Origin of the sequence: uncultured Litoreibacter sp., from assembly GCF_947501785.1 — a bacterium.
Lineage (GTDB): Bacteria > Pseudomonadota > Alphaproteobacteria > Rhodobacterales > Rhodobacteraceae > Litoreibacter.
The window spans coordinates 2,236,805-2,261,225 of sequence record NZ_CANMXB010000001.1; the positions used below are offsets into that span (position 1 = coordinate 2,236,805).

22 protein-coding genes are annotated in these 24,421 nt (G+C 60.8%); 7 read left to right on the plus strand and 15 right to left on the minus strand.

The genetic code is table 11. The features are described from left to right. Nucleotide 1 precedes the first annotated feature (1 nt). Entirely contained in the window at nt 2-1,147 is a 1,146-nt protein-coding gene (locus Q0899_RS11185; protein ID WP_366942103.1) for an FAD-binding protein, read from the minus strand. A gap of 21 nt (nt 1,148-1,168) precedes the next feature. Beyond that, on the minus strand, nt 1,169-2,602 hold the full coding sequence (locus tag Q0899_RS11190; RefSeq protein WP_299192853.1) for an FAD-linked oxidase C-terminal domain-containing protein: 1,434 nt from the start codon (nt 2,600-2,602) through the stop codon (nt 1,169-1,171). Nucleotides 2,603-2,702: 100 nt separating this feature from the next. Between Q0899_RS11190 and Q0899_RS11195 the strand changes: the two genes are divergently transcribed. Continuing rightward, entirely contained in the window at nt 2,703-3,404 is a 702-nt protein-coding gene (locus Q0899_RS11195; RefSeq protein WP_366942104.1) for a DUF599 domain-containing protein, read from the plus strand. Nucleotide 3,405: 1 nt separating this feature from the next. Beyond that, nucleotides 3,406-3,762, plus strand: a complete 357-nt coding sequence (locus tag Q0899_RS11200; protein ID WP_298293789.1) for a hypothetical protein — start codon at nt 3,406-3,408, stop codon at nt 3,760-3,762. 120 nt (nt 3,763-3,882) lie between these two features. Here the strand turns inward: Q0899_RS11200 and Q0899_RS11205 are convergent, their stop codons facing one another. The 4 genes from Q0899_RS11205 to Q0899_RS11220 are packed head-to-tail and all read right to left on the minus strand — an operon-like array spanning nt 3,883 to nt 10,589. Continuing rightward, nucleotides 3,883-5,949, minus strand: a complete 2,067-nt coding sequence (locus Q0899_RS11205) for a hypothetical protein (RefSeq protein WP_299192858.1) — start codon at nt 5,947-5,949, stop codon at nt 3,883-3,885. A 1-nt stretch (nt 5,950) separates the two neighbouring features. Further along, nucleotides 5,951-8,698: a DUF4159 domain-containing protein gene (locus tag Q0899_RS11210; protein ID WP_299192860.1), complete on the minus strand. Its 2,748-nt coding sequence runs from the start codon at nt 8,696-8,698 to the stop codon at nt 5,951-5,953. Next, nucleotides 8,695-9,585 (minus strand): DUF58 domain-containing protein, encoded by an 891-nt coding sequence (locus tag Q0899_RS11215; RefSeq protein ID WP_299192862.1) that lies wholly within the window; start codon nt 9,583-9,585, stop codon nt 8,695-8,697. The genes Q0899_RS11210 and Q0899_RS11215 overlap by 4 nt, the downstream gene beginning before the upstream one ends. Continuing rightward, nucleotides 9,582-10,589, minus strand: coding sequence for a MoxR family ATPase (locus Q0899_RS11220; RefSeq protein WP_299192864.1), 1,008 nt, complete (start codon nt 10,587-10,589; stop codon nt 9,582-9,584). The genes Q0899_RS11215 and Q0899_RS11220 overlap by 4 nt, the downstream gene beginning before the upstream one ends. A gap of 61 nt (nt 10,590-10,650) precedes the next feature. Between Q0899_RS11220 and Q0899_RS11225 the strand changes: the two genes are divergently transcribed. The 4 genes from Q0899_RS11225 to Q0899_RS11240 all read left to right on the plus strand — a co-directional run bounded on the left by Q0899_RS11225 (nt 10,651) and on the right by Q0899_RS11240 (nt 12,844). After that, nucleotides 10,651-11,247, plus strand: a complete 597-nt coding sequence (locus Q0899_RS11225; RefSeq protein ID WP_298293803.1) for a DUF1285 domain-containing protein — start codon at nt 10,651-10,653, stop codon at nt 11,245-11,247. A 90-nt stretch (nt 11,248-11,337) separates the two neighbouring features. Beyond that, entirely contained in the window at nt 11,338-11,715 is a 378-nt protein-coding gene (locus Q0899_RS11230) for a VOC family protein (protein ID WP_298293807.1), read from the plus strand. After that, nucleotides 11,716-12,441 (plus strand): YafY family protein, encoded by a 726-nt coding sequence (locus Q0899_RS11235; RefSeq protein WP_299192868.1) that lies wholly within the window; start codon nt 11,716-11,718, stop codon nt 12,439-12,441. 136 nt (nt 12,442-12,577) lie between these two features. After that, on the plus strand, nt 12,578-12,844 hold the full coding sequence (locus Q0899_RS11240) for a DUF2798 domain-containing protein (RefSeq protein WP_298293812.1): 267 nt from the start codon (nt 12,578-12,580) through the stop codon (nt 12,842-12,844). Nucleotides 12,845-12,851: 7 nt separating this feature from the next. Here Q0899_RS11240 and Q0899_RS11245 read toward each other — a convergent pair whose 3' ends face one another. The 6 genes from Q0899_RS11245 to Q0899_RS11270 all read right to left on the minus strand — a co-directional run bounded on the left by Q0899_RS11245 (nt 12,852) and on the right by Q0899_RS11270 (nt 18,237). Next, nucleotides 12,852-13,025, minus strand: a complete 174-nt coding sequence (locus Q0899_RS11245) for a hypothetical protein (protein ID WP_299192871.1) — start codon at nt 13,023-13,025, stop codon at nt 12,852-12,854. Then, nucleotides 13,019-13,198 carry a hypothetical protein gene (locus Q0899_RS11250; protein ID WP_299192872.1) on the minus strand — a complete coding sequence of 60 codons (180 nt, stop codon included), beginning with the start codon at nt 13,196-13,198 and terminating at the stop codon, nt 13,019-13,021. The genes Q0899_RS11245 and Q0899_RS11250 overlap by 7 nt, the downstream gene beginning before the upstream one ends. Then, the gene (gene polA, locus Q0899_RS11255) at nt 13,198-15,981 is read right to left on the minus strand and encodes a DNA polymerase I (protein ID WP_299192874.1); all 2,784 of its coding nucleotides are present in this window, start codon (nt 15,979-15,981) and stop codon (nt 13,198-13,200) included. The genes Q0899_RS11250 and polA overlap by 1 nt, the downstream gene beginning before the upstream one ends. After that, entirely contained in the window at nt 15,982-16,161 is a 180-nt protein-coding gene (locus Q0899_RS11260; protein ID WP_298293818.1) for a zinc-finger domain-containing protein, read from the minus strand. A gap of 116 nt (nt 16,162-16,277) precedes the next feature. Beyond that, nucleotides 16,278-16,649: a histidine triad nucleotide-binding protein gene (locus tag Q0899_RS11265; protein WP_298293820.1), complete on the minus strand. Its 372-nt coding sequence runs from the start codon at nt 16,647-16,649 to the stop codon at nt 16,278-16,280. A 10-nt stretch (nt 16,650-16,659) separates the two neighbouring features. After that, on the minus strand, nt 16,660-18,237 hold the full coding sequence (locus Q0899_RS11270) for a DUF5928 domain-containing protein (RefSeq protein WP_298293822.1): 1,578 nt from the start codon (nt 18,235-18,237) through the stop codon (nt 16,660-16,662). A 155-nt stretch (nt 18,238-18,392) separates the two neighbouring features. Between Q0899_RS11270 and Q0899_RS11275 the strand changes: the two genes are divergently transcribed. After that, entirely contained in the window at nt 18,393-19,211 is an 819-nt protein-coding gene (locus Q0899_RS11275; protein WP_298293826.1) for a sulfotransferase family protein, read from the plus strand. A gap of 400 nt (nt 19,212-19,611) precedes the next feature. On the opposite strand, the gene Q0899_RS11280 is transcribed toward Q0899_RS11275, so the two are convergent. The 3 genes from Q0899_RS11280 to Q0899_RS11290 all read right to left on the minus strand — a co-directional run bounded on the left by Q0899_RS11280 (nt 19,612) and on the right by Q0899_RS11290 (nt 24,407). Further along, on the minus strand, nt 19,612-21,321 hold the full coding sequence (locus tag Q0899_RS11280) for a hydantoinase B/oxoprolinase family protein (protein WP_299192877.1): 1,710 nt from the start codon (nt 21,319-21,321) through the stop codon (nt 19,612-19,614). Next, the gene (locus Q0899_RS11285; RefSeq protein WP_299192879.1) at nt 21,318-23,405 is read right to left on the minus strand and encodes a hydantoinase/oxoprolinase family protein; all 2,088 of its coding nucleotides are present in this window, start codon (nt 23,403-23,405) and stop codon (nt 21,318-21,320) included. The genes Q0899_RS11280 and Q0899_RS11285 overlap by 4 nt, the downstream gene beginning before the upstream one ends. Nucleotides 23,406-23,474: 69 nt before the next feature. Then, nucleotides 23,475-24,407: a LysR family transcriptional regulator gene (locus Q0899_RS11290; RefSeq protein ID WP_298362056.1), complete on the minus strand. Its 933-nt coding sequence runs from the start codon at nt 24,405-24,407 to the stop codon at nt 23,475-23,477. Between the last annotated feature and the right edge of the window lie 14 nt (nt 24,408-24,421).

The following is a 24,421-nucleotide window of genomic DNA, read 5'->3' on the forward strand; positions in this document are numbered from 1 at the left end:
GTTATCCCATCAAGCCGGGGTTGAGGATGCCGCGCGGGTCGAATTTGGATCGCAGCCCCGCGTTGATCGCCTGGATCGGAGCCACTTCGGGGTGGAACGCCCCCAGCTTGGATTTGGTGGCGTCAGAGGCGCGGATCAGGGTTGCATGCCCTCCAATGTTGGCAAGCTTGGGGCGCAAGTCCGTGCCATCTGGCACACAAACCCAAATCAGCCCTCCTGCCCAATCAACTACGATGTCTTCATGACCGAGACCGAGCGCTTCACCGACGCGCGCCAAACCCGACGGCTTCACGGAAATGCGCCAAACGTCACCTTCTTTGTTTGAAAACGGCTCCACGTCGCGCAGTTTGGCCCAAATGCCTAGGCTTTGATCTTTATCAGTAACGGTTTCGTCGGGAGCGCCGACGGTCTCGGAAAGCAGATCTGACAGCGCCTTGGTTCGGTACGCAACCGAATCCGCGAATCCTTCCAAACGGAGCACAACAGCGCCATCTGGTCCTAGCGTTCCGGCAGGCAATCGCCCCGCCCCCGACACTTCAAACGGCGACCCCATGGCAGCCGACATGAGAGCGGTTGTCCCGGTCCATCCCATTCCATAATAAATCAACGTCGCTTGCGTCGCGATCCCCGGCAGCAACTTAAACGACACTTCGCTGAGCACACCCAAGGTGCCGTAGGACCCCGCCAAGAGCTTGACCAGATCGTAGCCCGTGACGTTCTTCATCACCCGCCCGCCGTTCTTGACGGCGGTCCCCAGCCCGTCAACGAAGCGCAGCCCGATGAGGGAGTCACGGCAGGCCCCGGCCTGAATGCGGCGTGGGCCGGACACGTTCGCTGCCACAATCCCGCCGATCGTCGGCTCCCCTTTCGTGCCCAACAGGGCACGGTGGTCCATCGGCTCGAACGGCAGTCGCTGGTTTTCCTTGGTCAAGGCCGCCTCTATCTCCACCAGAGGCGTGCCCGCCTGGGCCACGATGGTCAACGCGCCCGGTTCATAAAGCGAAATGCCTGACAGCTTGGTGGTCGACAAAACCTCTCCCGTCACCGGGTTGCCGAGGTGGCGGGTGCCGCCGCCCCGGATACTCAATGGGCCAGTGGCGTCGCGCACCGCCTCTGCCAGCTGCGCCTCGGTGATTGGCTGCATCATATCGCTATTCCTTGAAACAAATCAGGCCGCGCGCCGCGCCGCGCTGGAGGACAGTGGGAACACCTTGGCCGGGTTCAGCAGCCAGTTGGGGTCAAACACGTCCTTCACCTTCATCTGAATTTCCAAATCCTCCGGGGTGAACTGCGCCGTCATCAGGTCGCGCTTCTCAATACCTACGCCGTGCTCGCCGGTCAGGCAGCCGCCTGCCTCAACGCATAGCCGCAGGATGTCGGCCCCCATCGCCTCGCACAGCTCAAGGTCGCCTTCCTTGTTGGCATCAAACAAGATCAGCGGGTGCATATTGCCGTCGCCTGCGTGGAACACATTACCCACATCCAACCCGTATTGCTTGGACAATTCGCCAATGCGCTTCAGCACCATTGGCAACGACGACACCGGAATCGTTCCATCTAGACACATATAGTCGTTGATCTGGCCCATAGCCCCAAAAGCCGATTTGCGGCCCAACCAGATGCGGGCGCTTTCGTCAGCGCTGGTGCTTTCGCGCAGCTCAACGGGGTTATGTTTGCGTGCGATCTGCAGGATAAGGCCAAGCTGTTCGTCGATCTCCTTGTCGGAACCTTCGACCTCTACGATCAGCAGCGCCTCGCAATCGGGATAACCCGCGCCTGCGAAAGCTTCCGTCGCGCGAATGACGGGGCGGTCCATGAACTCAATCGCCACGGGGAGCACACCCGCTTTGATGATGTCAGAGACGCAGGCGCCCGCCACTTCGTTGCTGTCAAAGCCCATCAACACCGGCCGTGCGCCTTCGGGCTTGCGCAAGATGCGCAATGTCGCCTCCGTCACCACGCCCATCTGACCTTCTGAGCCGCAAATAATGCCCAGCAGATCATAGCCAGCCGCATCCAAATGCGCGCCGCCGATATCAACGACGGTACCGTCCATCTGCACCATTTTTACACCCAACAGATTGTTGGTCGTCACCCCGTATTTCAGGCAATGCGCCCCGCCGCTGTTCATTGCGATGTTGCCCGCAATGGCGCAGGCCAATTGCGATGACGGGTCGGGGGCGTAGAAAAAATCCTGCTCCTCTACCGCGCCGGTGACGCTGAGATTTGTCCGGCCTGACTGAACCCGGATGTAGCGATCCTCGTAATTCGTCTCCAGCACGTCGTTCATCCGCGCCACGCCCAGGATCACGCAATCCGCCGTCGGCAACGCCCCGCCCGCCAATGACGTTCCAGACCCGCGCGGGACAACCGGCACATTCATGTCATGGCAGATCTCCAACACAGCCGCCACCTCCTCCGTCGAGGCGGGCAGAACGGCGCAAAGTGGCGGGCATTTGTAAGCGGTCAGCGCGTCGCATTCATAGGCTTTGATCTCGCGCTCTTCATGGATCACCGCGTCATCCGGCAAAACGCCGCTCAAGCGCTCAACCAGCCGCGCTTTTTTGGCCAATACAGAGGCATCGGGGGCAGGCATTTCCATTGCGACTCTCCCAAAATTCGATAATTGGTAAAAACATATTACCAATTTTGACCAATGACAAGCATCCAACCTGCACTATAGCTTGCGTCCTATGGATTTGATGAACCGCCTCACCCAGTTGACCCCTCTTGATGGCGCAGCGCTTTTGCTCTTGTGGGGCAGTTGGCTGGTCATCGACTGGCGGATTGAACATCCCAGCGCCAAACACCCATCCGTGACCATCATCATGACCGACTACCGGCGCGAATGGATGCGCCAGATGATCACCCGCGATCCGCGCATCTTTGATGCTTCCATTTTGTCTAACCTCCGACAAGGTACAGCTTTTTTCGGCTCGGGCTGCATGATCGCCATTGGCGGTGTTCTGGCTGTCATCGGCAACACAGAGGCGCTGCAAGGGGTGGCGATGGACCTGACCATCGAGGGGGGCCCTACCCTGATCTGGCAGCTCAAATTGCTGGTGGTGGTCGCGTTTCTGACCCATGGGTTCCTGAAATTCGTGTGGGCCAATCGCCTGTTTGGCTACTGCGCGGTTGTCATGGCCGCGGTCCCCAACGATATCACGCATTCGTCAGCGCAAAGCCGTGCTTTGCAGGCCGCAGAGATCAATATTCGTGCCGCGTGGAACTTTAATCGCGGTTTGCGGTCTATATATTATGCTTTGGGCACGCTGGCCTGGCTGCTGGGTCCCTATGCCCTGTTGGTCTCCACGTCGCTGGTGGCCTTCCTGATCTGGCAACGCGAATTCGCGTCCCGCCCGAGAGAGATTTTGCTGGTGGATATCCCCACCAAGGAGAGCTGATATGAAACGGATTTTTGCGACGACCGCGCTGATCCTGACAACCCTGCCCGCCTTCGCCGATCAGGCGAAGGTTGAAGGCGCGACCGCGCGCCAGTCGGGCGGAACCTGGACATTCGAGGTCACCATCCGCCACGCCGATACAGGCTGGGATCACTATGCCGATGGCTGGGCGGTGCTCGCCCCTGACGGCACGCAGCTCGGCTATCGTACCCTGCATCACCCACATGAGAACGAGCAGCCGTTCACCCGATCCCTGTCCGATGTGCGTATCCCCGCGGGCGTGAGCGAAGTACAGATCCGCGCACATGATTCCGTTCATGGCTGGTCAGACGCCACCTACACAGTGCGGCTGAAGTAATACGCGCCGGAGCTTCTTTCTGCTGAAAATATGCTCGGGATTTGCCCGCGCGGCGAAGGGGTGAAACCCCTTCAAGAGCGCAAAACCTCTTGCGCGCCGCAGGCGCCCAATATGGTCGCGCTACCGCCGCCCTTCGCGCAGCCACGCACCAACGCTCAAAAGCGCGGCCAGCAACAAGAACAGCCAGCTGGATACCAGCGGCGTAACGGTAATGTTCGTCGTTACATAGGCGTTGCGCGGCGTCAGGCCGATCCAGCCACGTCCGGCAGCATTTCGTCCCTCGCTGACCATTCGCACATTCGGGATGCCATCTTCGATATTCAGGATGCCGCCCCGCAAAGGCGCGACAATTGGCTCAAGCTTGTCACCTGACGCCACGGTCTCCACAAACTCGCGCGGGGCCGCCGGGCCCAGGGCGAAGACGGTCTCGATCTCTCCCTCTTTCACCCGGTAAAGCCCCTGCGAGGTGCCCTCAAAGCTGGCCACGAAGCGGCCGGGCCGCACCTCATCCAACGTGATCGCCCGTTCAGAGCCGTCGGGGTCCGTCACCGTCACCTCACCGACCCCCGCAGCCAATGTGCGGCGGGTCAACGTAACGGTTTGGCCTTCCACGCTGGCGGTCAGCGCTTCTTCTTCCAGATCAGGTTCCCGCATCATCCAATGCCCCAACCGGCGCAGCAGTTCCAATTGCGGGCCGCCGCCCTCGTAGCCGCGATGCCACAGCCACGCGTGATCGGATGCAAGCAAGGCCACACGGCCTTCGCCAACCCGATCCAACGTCAGGAGCGGCGTCTCGTTGATACCTGTCATAACGGTGTGACCAGAGGTCTCTGTCACCTCGACATGTCGCATCCAGCGGCCCCAGCCTGGCGTGCCGTCCTCGGCCTCTGCGTTGGGTGCAAATTTCTCCAGCGACTCGGTCACGGGGTGGCGCGCGCCAATCTCTGAAATGGCCGGCTTGTACCCCTCCTCAAACACCCGCGCCGTCGGCGCGGCGGGCAGAATGTCCCCCAGCGAGGAACGGTAGATGGAATCCGCCGACGCAAAATCCGGGCCCGCCGCGATCAACACCGCTCCGCCGGTCTCGACATATTGCCGGATGGAATCAAAGTAGAGGGCGGGAAGGATGCCCCGCCGTTTGTAGCGGTCGAAGATGATCAGATCGAACTCGTTGACCTTCTCGAGGAACAACTCGCGGGTGGGGAAGGCAATCAGCGACAATTCGGATACGGGCACACCGTCCTGCTTCTCAGGGGGGCGCAGGATGGTGAAATGCACCAGATCAACGGCCGAATCCGATTTCAGAAGGTTGCGCCAGGTGCGCTCACCCGCATGCGGCTCGCCCGACACCAGCAGCACGCGCAGCCGGTCGCGCACGCCGTTGATTTGCACCACGGCGGCATTGTTGCGGTCGGTGAGCTCGGTATCCATTGTGGCCAGCTGAAATTGCAGCACGTTGCGCCCGCCATGGGTTAGCGTGATAGGCAGGTTCAGGTCCTCACCCACCGGTACGTTGTAGGTCTCGGGCGCCTCCCCATCGATGGCAATTGCAAGATCCACCGTCTCGCCTGCATCGGCGGGCACGGCGCCCTGATCTTCGATCTTCAACGTCAGCACGATCTCTTCGTCCAGAATGGCAAAGGCCGGCGCGTTCTTGATGATCAATCGGCGGTCCCAATCGGTGCTGCGCCCGGTCAGCAACGTGTGCAGCGGCGCTTGCAGCTCAGGGGCGCGTTGCGGGTCGTGCAACTGCCCGTCCGTCACCAGAATCGTGCCTGCAATCCTTGACTGCGGTTCCTCGGCCTGAGCCTCGGACAAAACGGTCATCAATTCGGTGCCCGCATCGCCAATGCCATCAGGCACATCAACGGCCCGCACTTCCATGCCACGGCCTTCAATATCGCGCGTCAGCGCGTCCACGGCGGCGGCAGTCTGGCTACCCCGGTCAGACAGCTCTTGGCTGGCGGAACGGTCGACGACCATCATGACGATGTCCGACAACGGTTCCCGGTCCTCATCTTGCAAGGCGGGGTTGGCCAATGCGACCAACACGGTAACACCCGCCAAAGCCCGCAACCACCAGCCGGGAAGCCCGCGCCAGATGGCAAACCCAACCAACAGCACCAGAAACACCGCCAGCACGGCGACGGGCATCAGGGGTATCAGGGGATCAAGGATGATATTCATCTCAATTCCCCAACCGGTCCAGCAGTGCAGGCACATGGACCTGATCCGATTTGTAATTGCCCGTCAGCACATGCATCACCAGATTGACGCCAAAGCGCACGGCCATCTCGCGCTGCCGCTCCCCGCCAAAGCCACGCCCGACAGGATAAAGTGGCCGCCCATTTTCGTCGCGGGCCCACGCGCTCGCCCAATCATTGCCGCCAATAAGAACCGGGGTCACACCGTCATTGAGGTTGCGGAACGGCAGCCCGTCCACCTGTTCGGCATCCGCAGGCGCGCTTTCGACCCAGACACTGTTATTGGCATGCCGCCCCGGGAAATCCTGCAATAGATAGAAGGTGCGTGTCAGCACATGGTCAGCCGGCACCGGTTCCAAAGCCGGAATATCCAGCGGGCGCGCCAGCGACTGCAGCTTGCGCCCCATCGGGGTCGAGCTGCCAAACCCGCCAATATTGCCGTCACGGGTGTCAAATACGATCATGCCGCCAGTCCGAAGATAGCGGTTCAACTTGGCATAGGCCGCCGAGGACGGCGTCGGCTGATCCTCGGTAATCGGCCAATATAGAATTGGGAAAAAGGACAGCTCGTCCGTTTCCAAGTCAACTTGAATGGGCGAGGACGGCTCCACCGAGGTGCGGCGGAACAAGCTGAAAGACAGCCCTTCCAACCCTTGCCGCGACACGCGGTCCAGCGTGTCATCGCCGGTTTTGACATAGGCCAGAACCACCTCTGACGTCGCCTCGAGCGCGCGGGTTTCTTCGACTTGCGCATCCGCGTGGTGCGGCAAGCCCAGTGCCAAGACGGCCACCATCGCAGTTAACGGTTTCTTAAAGCTCAACCGCCCCCCCAGCCAGAGGGAGGCAAGGATATCCAGCAGCAGCAACGCCATTGCGGCTGTCAGGAGCAGCCCTGCCAGCGGCGTTTCCTCGGCAGTCACGATGCCTTCCACCGTGACGGATGCGGGCCATATCGCGGGAGCGATGGATTGCCCTGACGAAATCACGTTCAATGCCACCCGCCGGTCGTCGTTGCTGTAGAGGCCCGGACGCAAATCAGGGCCGAGCACCTGGTCGGCCATTGCCTCGCCCGAAACGCCCGGCAAAGCGTCGGCGTTGCGCACCCGTCCGAACCCGTCGAGCACATCTTCCGGCTCCCATGTGGTCCCCGCCAGGTCGCCAATCGCCAGTTCCGCCGGTCGGGTCGAAATAGCCAGCCGCTCCAGCATCTGCACAAACAGGCCCGACAGCGGCAAGGTCGACCATTCCGCATTGGCGGTCACGTGGAACAGCACAATCTGTCCGTCCCCCAATTGCTTGCGGGTGACCAGCGGCGTGCCATCGGCGAGGGATGCAATCGTGCGCTCCGCCAGATCGGGGTCCGGCTGAGCGACAACCTGGCTGGTCACGGTCACATCATCGGGCAACGCCAACCCGAAGAACGGGCTATCGCGGGTAAAGGCGCGCAACGCTTTGGGCTCCCCCCACGACATCGCACCGCCCACGGACCGCCCGCCCGCGCGTAGCCGCACCGGGATCAGGGCGTCGCTTTCCACATCGGATGCAGCGGTACGCGGACCGGCAAATCGGACCAGCAAACCACCTTCATCAATCCAGTCGGTCAAGGCGCCGGTTTCCTCGGGGCTCAGCGTCGCAATGTCTGCCATGATCAGAACATCCGGGCTTGCCAGAAGCATATCCTCCAACGTGCCGTCGATCAGGTCGGCGGTGGGAACCAGGGCGCGGCGCAGATAGTAGAGCGGCGACAACAGATCCTGCGCTTCTTGTCCGTCATTGCTGGCCAACAGGCCCACCTCGCGTCGCTTCAACGCATCATCCGTCAGGCTGACGGCACCGGCGGACCGCACGCCCGAAATTTCAAACCGGCGAATACGGTTGCGCAGCTCCGTCGGCAGGGCAAGCACGACCTCCGCCTCGGTCTCGCCCGCCGCAAAGGTTGCAGTTGCGCGGGCCAAGTCCTGCTCCACCCCGCCCGGGTCGGGGCCACGGGCGGTCAAGGTCAGTTCTCGCGCGTCATCGCTGTTTGCGCGGATCGCGGTGATTGCCACGTCGCTGCCTTCAAACCGCGCTGGGCGCAAAGCGTAGGCGGGGCGGGCAGACTGGATGACTTTCAGTGTGCCTTTGCCTTCAAACAAGGCGGCCACGTCTGCACGGGCCGGGTGATCCAAACCATCCGAGAACCAGACTGTGTCAAAAGTCGCGCCCTCAGTGACTTGCTCTATCTGCTCCATAAGGTTCCCCGCGGGGAACCATGCGTCGGGGGTGAGACCCGCTATTTGGGGGATCAGCGCATCGGCGGCCACAAAGTTCAGCGCGTCGGCTTGTGGGTCGGACAATTTCATCAACGCAGCGGGCCGACCGTCGCGCGATGCTTCTGCCAGCACGGTTTCCACACGGGCGGTTCTGGCGGGCCAATCGCGGGCCGAGGCCCAAGACGCATCCATCACCACCAACAGCGGGCCGTCGCCGGGCTGGCGGTTCTCCGGGTTCAGGATCGGCCCGGCAAATCCCACGATCAGCCCGGCGATAGCCAACATACGCAGCAGCAGCAACCACCAGGGGGTTGTATCCGTCTGGCTTTCGTCATCCTTCAGCCCCAGCAGCAGCGCAATGCCCGGAAACCGGCGCTTGATCGGCGCGGGCGGTACGGCCCGCAGCAGCCACCACAAGATGGGCAGGGCAACCAATGCGACAAGCAAAAGCGGTGTTGTGAAAGCGAGGTTGGATATCATAGGGCGTGATCCAATGCGCGGTAGGCCCACATCAATGCTCTGAGCGCGCCAGCGTCGGTGTGGTGGCACAGATAACGCCACCCCGTCGCCCGGCAAAGGTCTTGCAGATGCGCTTTGCGGTCAGCGAGGCGTTTGAGATAGGCGTCTCTCAAGTTCCCGGCCTTGAGGGTTTCGAAACGGGTTTTGCCGGACATGGTTTCGAACACGGTGCGGCCGTCATAAGGGAAGGCTTCCTCGTCTGGGTCGAGGATCTGAATTAACGCCCCCTTAACCCCTCGATCCGTGGCGCGGGTCAGCGCATCTGAGACCGGCTGAGGGTCACCAAAGAAATCTGACAGGAACACGGCGCGTGAACCGGCGGGTAAGACCCGGGCATTGGGCGTGCCATAGTCACTTTCACCGGGCAGGGCCATAAGATGGCCTGCGATGCGGCTTAGCTGCCCTTCACCACGTCGCGGCGGGGTGCCGCGATTGGCCAACCCGAAACGCTCTCCGCCACGGTTCAACAGGACGCAAAGCGCCAGGGCCAAAACGCGGGCGCGATGCCCTTTCGTGGGGCGGTCGTCACCACCGGCAAACGTCATCGAGAGCGCATCATCAACCCAGAACATCACCGATTGCGCCGCCTGCCATTCCTTTTGGCGCACGAACTGCTCGTCCCCGCGCGCGGATCGGCGCCAGTCAATCAATCGGTGCGGGTCGCCCGCAACGGCAGGGCGATACTGCCAAAACTCGTCGCCCATGCCGGCACGACGACGCCCGTGGTCGCCAAGCAGAACCGTTGCCGCCAGATGCTCGGCCTCGGCCAGCAAAGCAGGAAAGGCGTTTGCATGCGCTTCAGCCCGGTGGCGCAGGCCAGCAGGGTTTATGGCGGGGTCTTGGTTCAAGCAGCACGCTGTCGCGTAGAAACATGGTCCAGCGTCTCGGCAATGACCTCGTTCAGCTCCCGCCCTTCGGCGCGGGCCGCAAAGCTGAGCGCCATCCGATGCGTCAACACGGGTTCGGCAAGCGCGGCGACATCATCCAGAGAGGGCACAAGCCGCCCATCCAGCAACGCCTTGGCGCGCACGGTCAGCATCAGCGCCTGCGCGGCGCGCGGGCCTGGCCCCCATGAAACAGTGCTTCGTATCAGATCAGACGCATCATCTTCCTCAGGCCGGCAGGATCGCACGAGATCAAGAATATGCTCCACCACCGCATCACCCACCGGCATCCGCCGGACCAAAGCTTGCGCGGCGATCAGCTCTTCGGGCGAAAACACAGTCTGCGCCTCGGCCTCGATGCTGCCGGTGGTCGCCATCAGAATGTCGCGCTCGGTGTCGCGGTCTGGGTAGCGGACGTTGATTTGCAGCAGGAAACGGTCAAGCTGGGCCTCGGGCAACGGATAGGTGCCTTCTTGTTCAAGCGGGTTTTGGGTGGCAAGCACATGGAAGGGCGCGGGCAACGGGCGATCCTTGCCCGCGATAGACACGGACCGTTCTTGCATCGCTTGCAGCAGCGCCGATTGGGTCCGCGGCGAGGCGCGGTTGATCTCGTCAGCCATCAACAACTGCGCGAAAATAGGACCTTCAATGTAGCGGAAGGCGCGGGTGCCGTCTTTGGCGGTGTCCAGCACCTCGGAACCCAGGATATCAGCGGGCATCAGGTCGGGGGTGAATTGCACGCGGTTGGTCGACAGGCCCATCACGGTGGACAGTGTATCGACCAAAAGCGTCTTGCCCAGCCCCGGCAGGCCCATCAACAACGCGTGGCCGCCCGACAGCAGCGCAGTCAGCGCCAGATCAACCACCTGTTCCTGGCCAATGATCTTGGCGCCAATACTTTCGCGGGCCGCCGAGAGCTTGCCGCCCAAGGCTTCAATTTCTTTTACCATTTCTTCCGCGTCGGCCATGACAGTTCCTCGTGATCCGCTATATACACCTATGACTATAGAGCTATGGCGGGATGAAGAAATGGCAAAAGGCAACGGCGCACAAAAGCTTGACTTGCCGTCAGCGGAAAGCATCGCGGCTAGCGCGTCTGAAGTGGCGAAAGGTGGCCTGCCGCCAGTTGAAAAGTGGAATCCGCCCTTTTGCGGCGATCTAGACATGCGCATCGCGCGGGACGGGACGTGGTTTTACCTAGGCACGCCGATCGGTCGAGCTGGTCTGGTGAAGCTATTTTCATCGATCATTCGCAAGGATGGTGACGACTATTTTCTCGTGACCCCTGTCGAGAAGGTCGGAATCACCGTTGAAGATGCGCCGTTTGTGGCGATTGACTTTGACGCGGTTGGGGACGGTAGCGCGCAGAAACTGCGGTTTGAGACGCATGTCGGAGACCGGTTCATTGCGGGGCCTGAGAACCCGATACGGGTTGAATATTCGCAAGACGGCGAGCCGTCACCGTATGTTCTGGTCCGCCGCAACCTTGAGGCGCTGATTGACCGCAAGAGCTTCTACCGGCTGGTGGATATCGGCGCCCATGCCGAGCATGAGGGCGAAGATTGGTTTGGCGTGTGGTCCGGTGGGGCCTTTTTCCCGATTATTCGCGGGTCGGATTTGCCATAAATTTGCTAACCAGCAACACTGCTGACAGTATGCTGTCAGCATGGGTATGTCAGGAATGCGTCATCAACACTTAAGCAAATGGAGATGACTATGAGTACCGTTCCACAACACGCCGTCGTTTGGGCCGAAATCCCGGTGAAAAACCTCGCAAACGCCGTTAAATTCTATTCCGCCGTCTTGCAGCAGGAGATGGCCATTGAAAAGCAGGGACCAAACCCGGTCGCCTTCTTTGTGGCCAAGGACTTTGCGACAAGCATCTCCGGCCATCTGTATGAGGGTACGCCTGGCGTCAAGGGTGGCGGGGCAACCGTTCATTTGGCGGTTTCGGGCACCGTGGAAGACGCGCGGGACCGGGTGTTTGAGGCGGGTGGCACCTCGACCGGCGACATCGTGGCCATGCCGTTTGGGCGGTTTGCTTATTGCATCGACCCTGACGGCAACTCCATCGGCCTGTTTGAGGCTGCATAGATGCGCCGCGCCGACCGCCTCTTTCAGATTGTGCAACATCTTAGGGGTGGTCGGCTGACCACGGCTGCGGATTTGGCGGAGCGGCTGGAAGTGTCGCCCCGCACCATTTACCGCGACGTCGCCGATTTGATGGCCAACGGCGTGCCGATCGATGGGGAGGCCGGACTGGGTTACATGATGCGCGACGGGTACGACCTGCCGCCTCTTATGTTTACCCGCGCTGAGGTCACTGCCCTTGTCGCGGGCGCGCGGTTGATCCGGGCTTGGGGCGGGGCCGCCATGGCCCTGGGCGCGGAAAACGCGTTGGACAAAATCGAAACGATCCTCCCTGCAGACGCGTTACAAAAAGCGCGGTCGGTGCACGTATACGCAATTGCGCCTGACGGCATGAACGACGTCCTGCGCCGACGCCTCGATGCCATGGAAGAACACATTGCCGCCAGCGAGCGGTTGGAACTGAGCTATCGAGACAAAACCGGTGCCCCGACCGAACGGATTGTTCGACCCTTAGGCGTTTGGTTCTGGGGGCAGGTTTGGACCCTTGTCGCGTGGTGCGAGCTGCGAAACGATTTTCGCATGTTCCGCGTGGACCGTGTCGAAGAAATGTCCGTTCAGGGAAGATTTGACGCAGAATCAGGCAAAACGCTGAGCGACTTCCTGACCTGCGAAGTGGACAAGATGCCCAATTTTGAGCGGGGGGGCGCCCCTCACGAAACCGTGAGGTAGTCTCATTAATTGACATTTCGGGCATGGACGCCGCGTCACTCTGCGCTCATGCACAATAGGCGTTCGCGAGTGGGCTGTTTGTTATCCGTTGCGGATCGTAGGTGTAGGGTCTCACTTACGGAAAGACGCCAAAGTCATGCCACGTACACTTCTCGCACTGATCCTGTTCAGCGCCATCACCTCTGCCGTGATGTCCGCGATCGTGTGCGGTGTGATGACCTACAAAATGGCCGGGTTATCCGCCGCCTTCATGCACACCTGGGCCGGTGGATGGGTCACGGCTTGGCCAGTGGCTTTCACAGTGATCCTTATCGCGGGGCCAATCATCCGCAAATACGTGTACCGCGCGTGCAAATGCCCGCAGGCGACGATCACGCAATCCTCGCCGATGGTGGACAACTGAGCCCGATTTATCGGGCGTCCCACTCTTTCAGAAATTTCTTTGGCGCCATGTCGCGCCATGACTGCGTCAATCGCGCACTGGCCCAGTCCGGGTCAATCCGACCCGCCGCGACGAGGATCAAGCCATGTTTGGCGTAATGCGGATGGAGGACAAAGGTCTCGGGGTCCGCTGACATCAGCATTTCGCGTTCCTCAATGGAGCCTTTGAAAATTCCGGCCTCAATGTAGGGCGACCACCAGCACCACAGCTTGCCATGCGCCTTGAGGGTTGGATGCCCCAGCTGACCGCATCGGTGACCTCAGGCAGATCAAGGCTATGGGCAAAGTCGCGCAGCTCTGCCCAGGTGCGGATCATCAGTGCGCCTCCGCCCAGTTTGCGCCCTGCCCAGCGTCCACCACCAGCTGCACGTCGAACCTTACAGCGGGGTCGGAGGCGTTTTCCATCACGTCGCGCACCACGTCGATGGTCTTGTCGACGCTGTCTTCCGGCACCTCAAAGATCAGCTCGTCATGCACCTGCAACAGCATCCGCGCGGGCAGGTCCTTGATCGCGTCGGGCATTCGGATCATCGCGCGGCGGATGACATCGGCGGCAGTGCCTTGGATCGGAGCGTTGATCGCCGCACGTTTGGAAAAGCCCGCATGCGGGCCCTTGGCATTGATTTCAGGCGTGTTGATTTTCCGGCCAAAGAGGGTCTGCACATACTCATGCTCTTTGGCGAATTTCACCGTCTCGTCCATATAGGCGCGGATGCCCGGGAACCGTTCGAAATAGCGGTCAATGAAGCCCTGCGCTTCGCTCCGCGGGATGCGCAGGTTACGTGCAAGGCCGAAGCCGGAAATACCGTAAATCACCCCGAAGTTGATCGCCTTGGCCTGCCGTCGCACGTCGGGGGTCATCTCGTCCAACGGCACATCGAACATCTCGGACGCGGTCATGGCGTGGATGTCATGGCCGTCTTTGAAAGCCTGCTTCAGCGCGGGGATGTCGGCGATATGGGCGAGGATGCGCAGCTCGATCTGCGAGTAATCGAGGGAGACCAGCACGTTGCCTTCTTCGGCAACAAACGCCTCCCGAATGCGGCGACCTTCTTCCGAGCGGACAGGGATGTTCTGCAGGTTAGGGTCGGTGGATGCCAAGCGGCCCGTGTTCGCCCCCGCAATGGAATAGGAGGTATGCACCCGGCCCGTGTCGGCATTGATGTGGTTTTGCAGCGCGTCCGTGTAGGTCGATTTCAGCTTGCTAAGTTGGCGCCAGTCCAACACGCGGCCCGGCAATTCATGTTCGGTCGCGAGGTCTTCGAGGATATCCACGCCCGTGGAATAGGCCCCGGTCTTGCCCTTCTTGCCGCCCGGCAGCTCCAGCTTGTCGAACAGGATTTCCCCTAGTTGCTTGGGGGAGCCGACATTGAAGTCCTGGCCTGCGAGTTCGTGAATTTCGGCCTCCAGCCCCGCCATCTTCTGGGCAAATGCGTTGGACATGCGGCTAAGCGTGTCGCGGTCGACCTTGATGCCGTTCATCTCCATCTTGGCGAGAACCGGGATCAACGGGCGCTCCATCGTTTCATAGACGGTGGTGACCTGTTTGGTGTGCAAAAGCGGCTTGAAGGTCTTCCACAGGCGCAGCGTGATGTCGGCGTCTTCGGCCGCGTAAGGCGTGGCGTCGTCGATGGGCACCATATCGAAGGTGATCGCGGATTTGCCGGTGCCCAGCAGCTGCTTGATCGGGATGGGCGTGTGGCCGAGGTAGCGCTCTGACAGCGCGTCCATGCCGTGGTTATGCAGGCCTGCGTGCAGCGCGTAGCTGAGCAGCATCGTGTCGTCGATCGGGGCAATCTGCACACCGTAGCGCGCGAAAATCTTCGCGTCATACTTCATGTTCTGGCCGATCTTGATGATGCTGTCGTCTTCCAGCATCGGCTTGAGCAAATCGAGCGCCTCTTGCAGCGGCATTTGGCCCTCGGCCAGTTCCGCCGACCCGAACAGATCATCGCCGCCGGACCTGTGGGCGAGCGGGATGTAGCAGGCCTCCCCCTCCTCCACGCAAAGGCAGATACCCACCAGGTCCACCACCATTTCATTCAGGCCCGTGGTTTCAGTGTCGACGGCGACGTAGCCGCGTGCATAGACCGCGTCGATCCATTTCTGCAGCGTCTGCGCGTCGCGCACCGTGGTGTAGACGGCATCTTTCAGGTCCAGCATCTCGGGGGCATCGGCTGCCGGGGCTGGTGCGTCCTCAATAACGGGAGCCTCGACCTCCAGCTTGTCCGCGATGCGCTTGGTAAGCGTGCGGAATTCCATTTCCGCGAGGAAAGCGAGCAGCTTTTCGGGGTCGGGGTCCCGGACCTCCAAATCGTCCAGGGAGAACGTGATGGGCGTATTGGTGTCGAGCGTCACCAGTTTCTTGGACAGCTCGATCTGTTCGCGGTGGTTGATCAGCGTCTCGCGGCGTTTGGGCTGTTTGATTTCTTCGGCGCGGTCGAGCAGCTCTTCGAGGCTGCCATATTCGTTGATCAACAATGCCGCGGTTTTGATGCCGATGCCCGGCGCACCCGGCACATTGTCCACGCTGTCGCCTGCCAAGGCCTGCACGTCGATCACACGGTCGGGGCCGACACCAAACTTGGCCTCAACGCCTTCGCTGTCGATCTGGTTGTTCTTCATGGCGTCGAACATTTCGACCCCGCCGCCAACCAGTTGCATCAGGTCTTTGTCAGAACTGATAATCGTGCAGCGCCCACCAGCCTCCCGGGCTTGCACGGAAAGGGTCGCAATGATGTCGTCAGCCTCATACCCCTCCATCTCCTCGCAGGCGATGTTGAAGGCGTGGGTGGCCTCGCGGGTCAGCGGGATTTGCGGGCGCAGGTCTTCCGGCATGGCATCGCGGTTGGCCTTGTACTGGTCGTACATGTCGTTGCGGAACGTGTGGCTGCCCTTGTCGAAAATCACCGCAATATGGGTGACATCGCTGCCCAGATTGCCCTCCACGTAGCGCTGCAACATGTTGCAAAAGCCTGAAACCGCCCCGATGGGCAGGCCATCGGATTTGCGCGTAAGCGGCGGCAGCGCGTGGTAGGCACGGAAGATGAAGGCGGAGCCGTCGATGAGGTGAAGGTGATGGCCCTTCCCGAAGGCCATTTAGACCTTCCCTTCAAAATCGCGGTGAACGATCTTCTTGTCGCAATATGGACATTCCACAAAGCCCACGGTTTGTGGGATTTGCAGCCAAACGCGGGGGTGGCCCAACGCGCCTTCACCGCCGTCGCAGGCGATGCGATAGGCATCTACAATTTCGGTTTCTGGTGCTTGCGTGGCCATGTCGGTGATCCCCTAATCTGTTGGCGCACATGATACCTGAGCCACGCCTGCCCACAAGAGGGCTCAGGCCCGCAAATATCTCCGGAATCGAGCGCCGCTTTAGCGGCTCAATAAGGTCAGGTTTCCCGCGGCAGCATGCGGCCCAGAGGCCGCCCACCAAGGATGTGCACGTGAAGATGCGGCACCTCTTGCACCCCGTTTACGCCGGCATTTGAGATCGCGCGAAAGCCGTCATCACTGACCCCCTCGAGCTTGCACACCTCGCCAATCGCGCGCATGAAGCCCGCAATTTCCGCGTCGGAGGCCTCTTGTGTAAAGTGGTCCATCGACACATAGGGCCCTTTGGGGATGACCAACACATGCGTCGGCGCCTGCGGGGTTATGTCGCGAAAGGCGAGCGCATGAACGCTCTCGTAGACCGTGTCATTGGGGATTTCGCCGCGCAAAATCTTGGCAAAGATATTCTGGTCGTCATACGCAAAACCCATGGCCCGGCTCCTAATCTACGTAGAGGTAATCAATGTCCAGGATACTGTGCGCCTTGTCGGGTGCAACCTCAAGGAACGCAGCCAAAGCCGAAACATTCGTGTCGCGACTTTCGTATTCACTGATCCGAAAATAGTTTGGAAATTCCGCGTCCCTGATTTGGTCGCTCTCAAAAACAAAATTATGGCGCACGGTCGGCAATAGGCGGTCGATCGTGTGCTGCGGCGTCATCTCGCCCGCCAAACCCACGCGTTTCGCGTGGCCCAGCAGGTAATCATCGCCAAAATTGCACTCAATCTCGATCAGCTTGGTGGTCGAGCTGTCGGCAAAGAGATCCTGCAACAACTCCAGATTAGACGGGTCAAGGCAAATCACCATCCGATTGGTATCATAGTGGTCATAGAGCAGCCGCATCAGAGCCCTGCGGTGTCGGGTGCGCTTGTCCAATGTGGTCTCAATGCCGCCAAGATCAGGCATGTTGGTGCCAGCCTCATCGAAAAGGTATTCCGTCCCGCGCAAGTCGGTCTGCTCCATGATCCGGTGCAGCAAACGTTTGGCGACATGCCATTTCTTGCACGCGATCACCAGCAGCTCCCGCTCCCGCCCGAGCGATGCCTGACGCTCCCAGAACCGCGGCGCAAACCGCCGCCCGATACGCCCCCGTCCGGTCAGAAACTTGAACAGCGTCCGCCCTTCGTTCGAGGTCTGAAAATCCATCCGCACCGAGGCGAACAGGTCCCCCAACCGCTCCTTCAGCTCCATCGCATGTGGCGAAATCTTCCGGGCAAACAAGAAATCTTGTGACAGGAGCAAGTCGTAATGGTCGTTATAGAATGTAACCGGCATGCCGTAATCGGTGAACATCAGGAAAGTCAGCGTACGCGTGTGTATCTCTGTGCTCGGCACAAGATGGCGCACCAAAGTCTGAAAGAAGGTCTCGTCCGGTATCCAGGTCGTCCGGAAAAATCGCATGACATCTTTTCGGGATTTGATGAAATCCAGCACCCATTCCACGGTGCGCCGGCGCAAACACCACCATTGCGACCCGATCATCATCTGCAAATCGGCCGGTATGTCCCGTGTCAGCCCAAGCCGCTTTTGCGTCTCGTAGGCCGCATAAAACCGCCGCTTCTGGGTCCGCTCGTTGAACCAGTGCCGGTATATCAACCGGTCTTCCTTCATACCGGTTTTGATCCAGTCGGAGGCGAAATAGTCGAAGCTCTCAATGTAGTCCACGTCGCTGCCATCGAGGAATTCATGCACGTAATCCGCCGACTTGATCGGCATGCAATCCCCTGAAAGCATGTAGAAATGTGTGGCCCGAGGGAAGTCCTCCACCGCCGCTTGCATCGCGTAGATCGTCGCCTGCACCAACGACCATTCCCCCCACCCGCATTTGATGCGTTTCTTGGCAAATGTGATGTTGGGATTGTCATCCAGCGCGGCCCTGATCTCGCGGTAAGCCGCCTGGCTCGCCGACGCGTCAAAATGGATGGCCATGCAGTCGCCGACGGCGGTGAGGCGCTGGGCTTGGTCTATGATGGCTTTTGGGTCTTTATGACACAAAAGAATGAACGCGATTTTTGCCATCTGGAAAAGGGGACCGTTCCTGAAGTAACACTCTTTTAGGTTTGTCTACATAACCTTAGTGACTGTTGAATAAACAGTGCTTGTTTGGTTATGTCGAAATAATTGTGGCCAAAACGTAAACAATGCGGCCACGTGTTGAGAAGCGAGTACAGCATATGGGTTTCCCCGGAACTTGGATGACCGAGAGCGAGAGCATGGTTTACCGTGTCGTCCCCAAATGCGCCTGTTCGTCCATCGGGCAGATCATGTACTATTCCGACCATGGCGAGTTTTTTGACGGCGATGTCCACGACGCCAAGGACAAGCTGCACAAATGGGCCATCGAGGAAAGCCAGCCCAAAATCGAAAACAATGTGAAGGCCCACAAAAGCTATGCCTTCACCTGCGTGCGCAATCCTTACGGTCGCATCCTGTCGTCCTTCTTTGACAAAATCTGCGGCATCCAGCGCAACGGCAAACGCTACCGGGGCAACCTTGTCCCGCTCTTGATCCAGAAATACGGGATCGAGGTTGGCAGCCCCGAGGACGGCTTTGAATTCGATCAAATTCAAAGCTTTAGACGGTTTCTGCTCTTTGCGCGGGACACCATCCGCTGGAAGCGCCCGATGGATCCGGACATTCACTGGTCAGCCATGTCGGGCCATATTTCGACCTTCATCGTCAATGGCGGGCGCTACGACAACATCTTCTTCACCGAGAAGTTCAATGACGGCATGGACAGCGTGCTGCAATCGGTCAAAACGCCGGTCAAAGTCGACATCAACAAAGTGCCGCGCTTCAACGAGTCCGAGGGTCACGGCCCCAAACGCGCGCATCCGATCGAGGACTATTTCGACGACCTGTCGATGCATCTGGTCTATGAAATCTACAAACGTGATTTCAACCTGTTCAAATACGACTTCGAGAACCCGGGCAACAAAATGCCCATCGGGGAAATCGACCTTGATGAGGTGCATGCCAAGCTGGGTGACTAGTTAACGCTTTGGTGCCTCCGCCCTGTCGCGAGCGACGGCCACAGCGCGATGATGTGATGAAGAATGGGTTAAATTTCGGACGCCGGCCCGCACGCTGACCTGCCATTGATTGACAGTTTTTTCATCTTTACCCGATCTTCACCAATTGGCCTGCTCGCCGACCGAGACGGGCTTTTGGAGGCGTTTTGTACAATTTGGGGCAATTTCCGAGCCCCAAAAACCCAAATTGTCCCAAAACATCTGCGCACAAAGTCGGGCTTTTCTGCACCCTCATCCGCGATCCTTGCACCTGACTTGGCGGGCGAACGGGCGGAGTTGGCCCTTAACACTTCCGACATGGTTCGGCGCAGACCGAACCGTTGCACGCGCTCGCATCCAAACAGTCCCGCTTCGCGGATGTCTACGTGTCGTCCCCTTTGGCGACGGTGGCGGCGACCTCGGCAATGTCGTCGGCGGAGAGGCCGTATTCGTCCGCGGCGGTCTGCGCCGTGATGTAGCCCCGTGCCAGATCGCGTTTGACCAAATCGGCAGGACGGTCCGACGGATCGCCGTATCCGGCACCGCCCGGGAAGGCCATGATGACCCGTTCCCCATGCGGCACGAATTGCTTGCCCTTCACATGCATCGCGGCACCGTCACTGCGCACAATCGTGGTGTTGGCCCCGTTCTTGCCGCCGCGCCGCCCGCGGGCGGGATACTGGCCCCGGTCAAACATCGCCTGAATGTCGAATTCATGGCCCTCTTGCGCCCCGACTTCCATGTACTGGCCCAGCCCGCCACGCGTCTTGCCCGCGCCGCCGCTGTCGGGGCGCAATTCCTTGCGCCAGATGATCACGGGGCCTGCATGCTCAGTTGCCTCGATCGGCATGGTCATCACGCCCGACGGAAACGCCGTGGCGTTCAGCCCGTCATGGTCAGGCCGCGCGCCGGAGCCGCCGGAGTTGAAGGTCAGCACCTCGGAGCGGCGCGCATCCGCGGGCGCGGGCGCATCGGTGCGCGGGCGTAGAGAGACCTGAAAATTGCACAGACACCCCGCCCCTTCGGCGGGCACCAGCCCCGGCACAATCTTGTCGAACGCATCGAACACCGCATCAGGCACGAAGTGCCCCACGATATGGCGCAGCGCGACCGGGGCCGGATGCAGCGCGTTGACGATGGTGTTTTCGGGGGCCGCGATCTGGAACGGCGCAAGTGAGGCCGCGTTGTTCGGGATTTCGGGTGCGATTGCCACTTTCAGCGCGTAGCAGGCATAGGCTTTGGTATAGACCAGCGGGCAATTGATGCCTTTCTTGTCCAAACCGGAGGTGCCAGCGAAATCCGACAGGATCCTGTCGCCTTCGACGCTGACTTTGACCTTGAGCGTGATGGGCGTGTCGAACCCGTCCATCGTCATCTCGCCCGTCGCACTGGTCTGCGGCAGGGCCGCGATGCGTTCGATCGTGGCGCGGCGGGAATTGTCGAGGATGAACCCCGCAATGCCGTCCAGATCATCCAGCGCGAATTCTTCCATCATGTCGATCAGCCGCCGGTGCCCGATTTCGTTGCAGGTGGCGAGCGCGTAGATATCGCCAATCAGCTGATCGGGTTCACGCACATTGCCGCGAATGATACGGGTCAGCGTCTCGTCCACCGTGCCGCGATCCGCGAATTTCATGATCGGGATATAGAGGCCTTCTTCGTAGACGCTATGCGCATCCGCCCCGAAGCCGCGCCCCCCGATATCGACGATATGCGCGGTGCAGGCGAAGAACCCCACCAGCGCCCCCTTGTGAAACGACGGCGTCACCATGGTGATGTCATGCAGGTGGCCGGTGCCCTCCCACGGGTCATTGGTGATGTAGACATCGCCTTCAAAGATGTTCTGCCGCCCGATACGACGGATGAAATGCGCCACGGCATCGGCCATGGCGTTGACATGACCCGGCGTCCCGGTGACCGCCTGCGCCAGCATGTTTCCATGCGTGTCATAGACCCCGGCGGACAAATCACCCGCCTCCCGCACCGAGGTGGAAAAGGCCGTGCGAACCAGCGCCTGCGCCTGCTCCTCCACCACCGAGATCAGCCGGTTCCACATGACCTGATAGGCAACATTTGAATGGTCTTGCGTCATGGCGTTGCTCCTTTGGAGATCACATCGATGCAGCCATCGGGCTGGCGGATGGCATCGCGGCTGGCGGGCACAATGACGGTGGTTTCATCCTCGACAATGGCCGCGGGACCGGACACCAGCGCGCCTTCACCCATAACCGCCCGGTTCACCACCTGCGCCGCCAGGTATTTGGCGGCCGCCGCGTCAAACACCTGCCGCGAGCCTTGCGTATCAGTCATGGCGGTGCCTTGCGTTTCCGCCACCCGCGCCACCGTTTCCGGCGGCGTCGTCGCGTTGACCGACCACACGGTGATTTCGATATCCATCCCCGCCACCGGCCGCCCGAACAGCTTGGTGTATTCCTGCTCGAAAAGCGCCTCGAACGTGGCGGCGTCGGGGGCCATGGCCTGCGCCTCGGTCAGGTCGATCGGGATCTCCCAACCCTGCCCGGTGTAGCGCATGTAGACCTTGAATTCCGACAGGATCGGGCTGACCGCGTCGCAGGTGCGCACAAAGCCCGTGGCCTCGGCCTTCAGGTCGGACAGGATGGCGGTGATCCGGCCCGCGTCGAAATCGGAGAGCCGCATGTAGACGGAGCGGTTGGCCTCGAAGCTGAAGGGCGCGCGCAGGAACCCGATGGCCGAACCGACGCCCGCGCCGGGCGGCACCAGCAGCCGATTGACCCCCAGCTTCTCGCACAGCCGCCCCGCATGCAGCGGCGCTGCCCCGCCGAACGCGATCATCGTGTAGTCCGACAGGTCCTCCCCGTTTTCGACCGCGTGCACCCGGGCGGCATTGGCCATGTTCTCGTCCACCACCTCGGCGACGCCGAAGGCGGCCTCCACCCCGTCCATCGACAGCGTGTCGCCGACATGGGCCGCGAGCGCGGATTTGGACCGGGCGGGGTGCAGCGGGATGGAGCCGCCGGCGAAGGTGTCGGGGTCCAGCTTGCCGAGCACCAGGTCGGCGTCGGTGACGGCGGGGCGGGTGCCGCCGCGGCCGTAGCAGGCGGGGCCCGGCTCGGACCCGGCGCTTTCGGGGCCCACCCGAATTTGGCGCATCGCGTCGACATGGGCCAGCGAGCCGCCGCCCGCCCCGATCTCGACCATGTCGATCACCGGGATCGAAATCGGCATGCCGGAGCCCTTCTTGAACCGGTAGGTGCGCGCCACTTCGAACACGCGGGCGGTCTTTGGGGTCTGGTGCTTGATCAGGCAAATCTTGGCGGTGGTGCCGCCCATGTCAAAAGACAGGACCTTGTCCAACCCGTAGCGCGCCGCGACATTGGCCGCGAACACCGCGCCGCCAGCAGGACCGGATTCGACCAGCCGCACGGGAAACTCGGCGGCGTTCTGGATCGATATGATGCCGCCGCCCGAGTGCATCAGGAAGATACGGCAGCTGACGCCTTCGGCCTTCAGACGGTCTTCGAGACGGCCAAGATAGGAGGCCATCAGTGGCTTGATATATGCATTGGCCACCACGGTGTTGAACCGCTCATACTCGCGCATCTGCGGGCTGACCTCGGAGGAGATGGACACCGACACTGCGGGCAGTTTTTCAGCCAACACGTCGCGCACCAGCTCTTCATGGGCGGGGTTGAGATAGGAATGGATCAAACCGACGGCCACGCTTTCAAACCCGGCTTCGGCGATCTTGTCGACCACGGCTTCGACATCCGCGCGGTCCAGATCAACCAGCACGGCGCCTTTGGCATCGACGCGGCCCGGCACGGTGAAGCGCATCTGACGCGGCAAGAGCGGGTCGGGCAGGTTGAGGTTCAGGTCATATTGCTCAAAACGCGACTCGGTGCGCATCTCGATGACATCGCGAAACCCTTCGGTGGTGATCAGCGCGGTTTTCGCCCCGCGCCGTTCAATCAGAGCGTTCGTGGCCAGCGTCGTGCCATGAATGATCTGCCCGACCTCGGAAGGGTCAACACCGGCCTTTGCGCAGACCTGATGCATCCCGTCAATGATCGCGTCCTCTGGCGCAGCATAGGTTGTCAGAACCTTGGCGGAGAACGTGGCCCCATCCTTTTCCAGAACGACGTCGGTAAAGGTGCCGCCAATGTCCACGCCCAGGCGGATGCTGTTAGGTGTCATGGGCTGCTCCGTCACGTGATCTGTCAAACGACGCCATTTGCCCAAACCGGGCTGCGGAAATCAAATTGATTAAATTTCTTGGTCCGATAAATTTTTCTGATGCTGCGACTGCTGCATCGCCAATTGCGCCAACCCGGCGGCCTGACCCACAAATCGTGGCGCGCGGTCTGCTGCAAACCTTGCCACAAAGGACAGCGGGTCCGGCAACCAATCGGAATGCAGAACCCCAAGTTCGCCCGAGGCAAGCTCTGCCCGCACCAAAGCGTCCGGCAACAGCGCGACACCCAGACCTTCCAACACCATCGGCACGCAGGCCGACAGAGCACTGGAGTGGACAATCTGGCCATTGTCCAACCCGCGATCCTGCGCCACGGCATGCAGCGCCCGACCCGCCTGAGTGTGTTTCGCATGGGTCAGGATCGTATGCGCGAACAGATGTTCAAGCGAAGGGTTCGGCCCAAGAGCGCGCAGCAATTGAGGATGGGCGATCCAGCAATAGCTTTCCTCGCCCAGCGGCATGGAGGTGAAGCTGTCCTTGTCAAACGGTCCCGTTTGCAGGGCGAGATCAAGCTGCCCCTCGGCGAGCCTTTGGTCGATGACTGTGGACAGGTCGACCTGCAACTCCACCCGCAATTTTGGGTAGGCATCCTTCAGACGGCGCAAAAAATCGCGCAGCCATGTGCAGGCCACCAATTCCGTGACGCCGAGGCGCAGCCTTTCTTCGATCAGGTCCTGCCGCCCCGCCTCTTCAATCAGCGCCTCGCCTGCCCACAGGACATCGCGCGCCCTTTCCAGCAGCGTTGCGCCCTTTGCCGTCAGCCGGACCGAACCCGCATCCCGTGTCAGCACCGTCGTGCCCAACGCCTGTTCCAGCGCCGAAATCCGGGCAGAGATATTTGGCTGCGTGGTCCCAAGCGCCGCTGCCGCCGCCCGGAACGTGCCCGTGTCGACCACGAAGGCGAACGCCTCCAGCTGCTTCAGGGTGAACTGACTTTTGATCATCTTGCGCCCGCCGA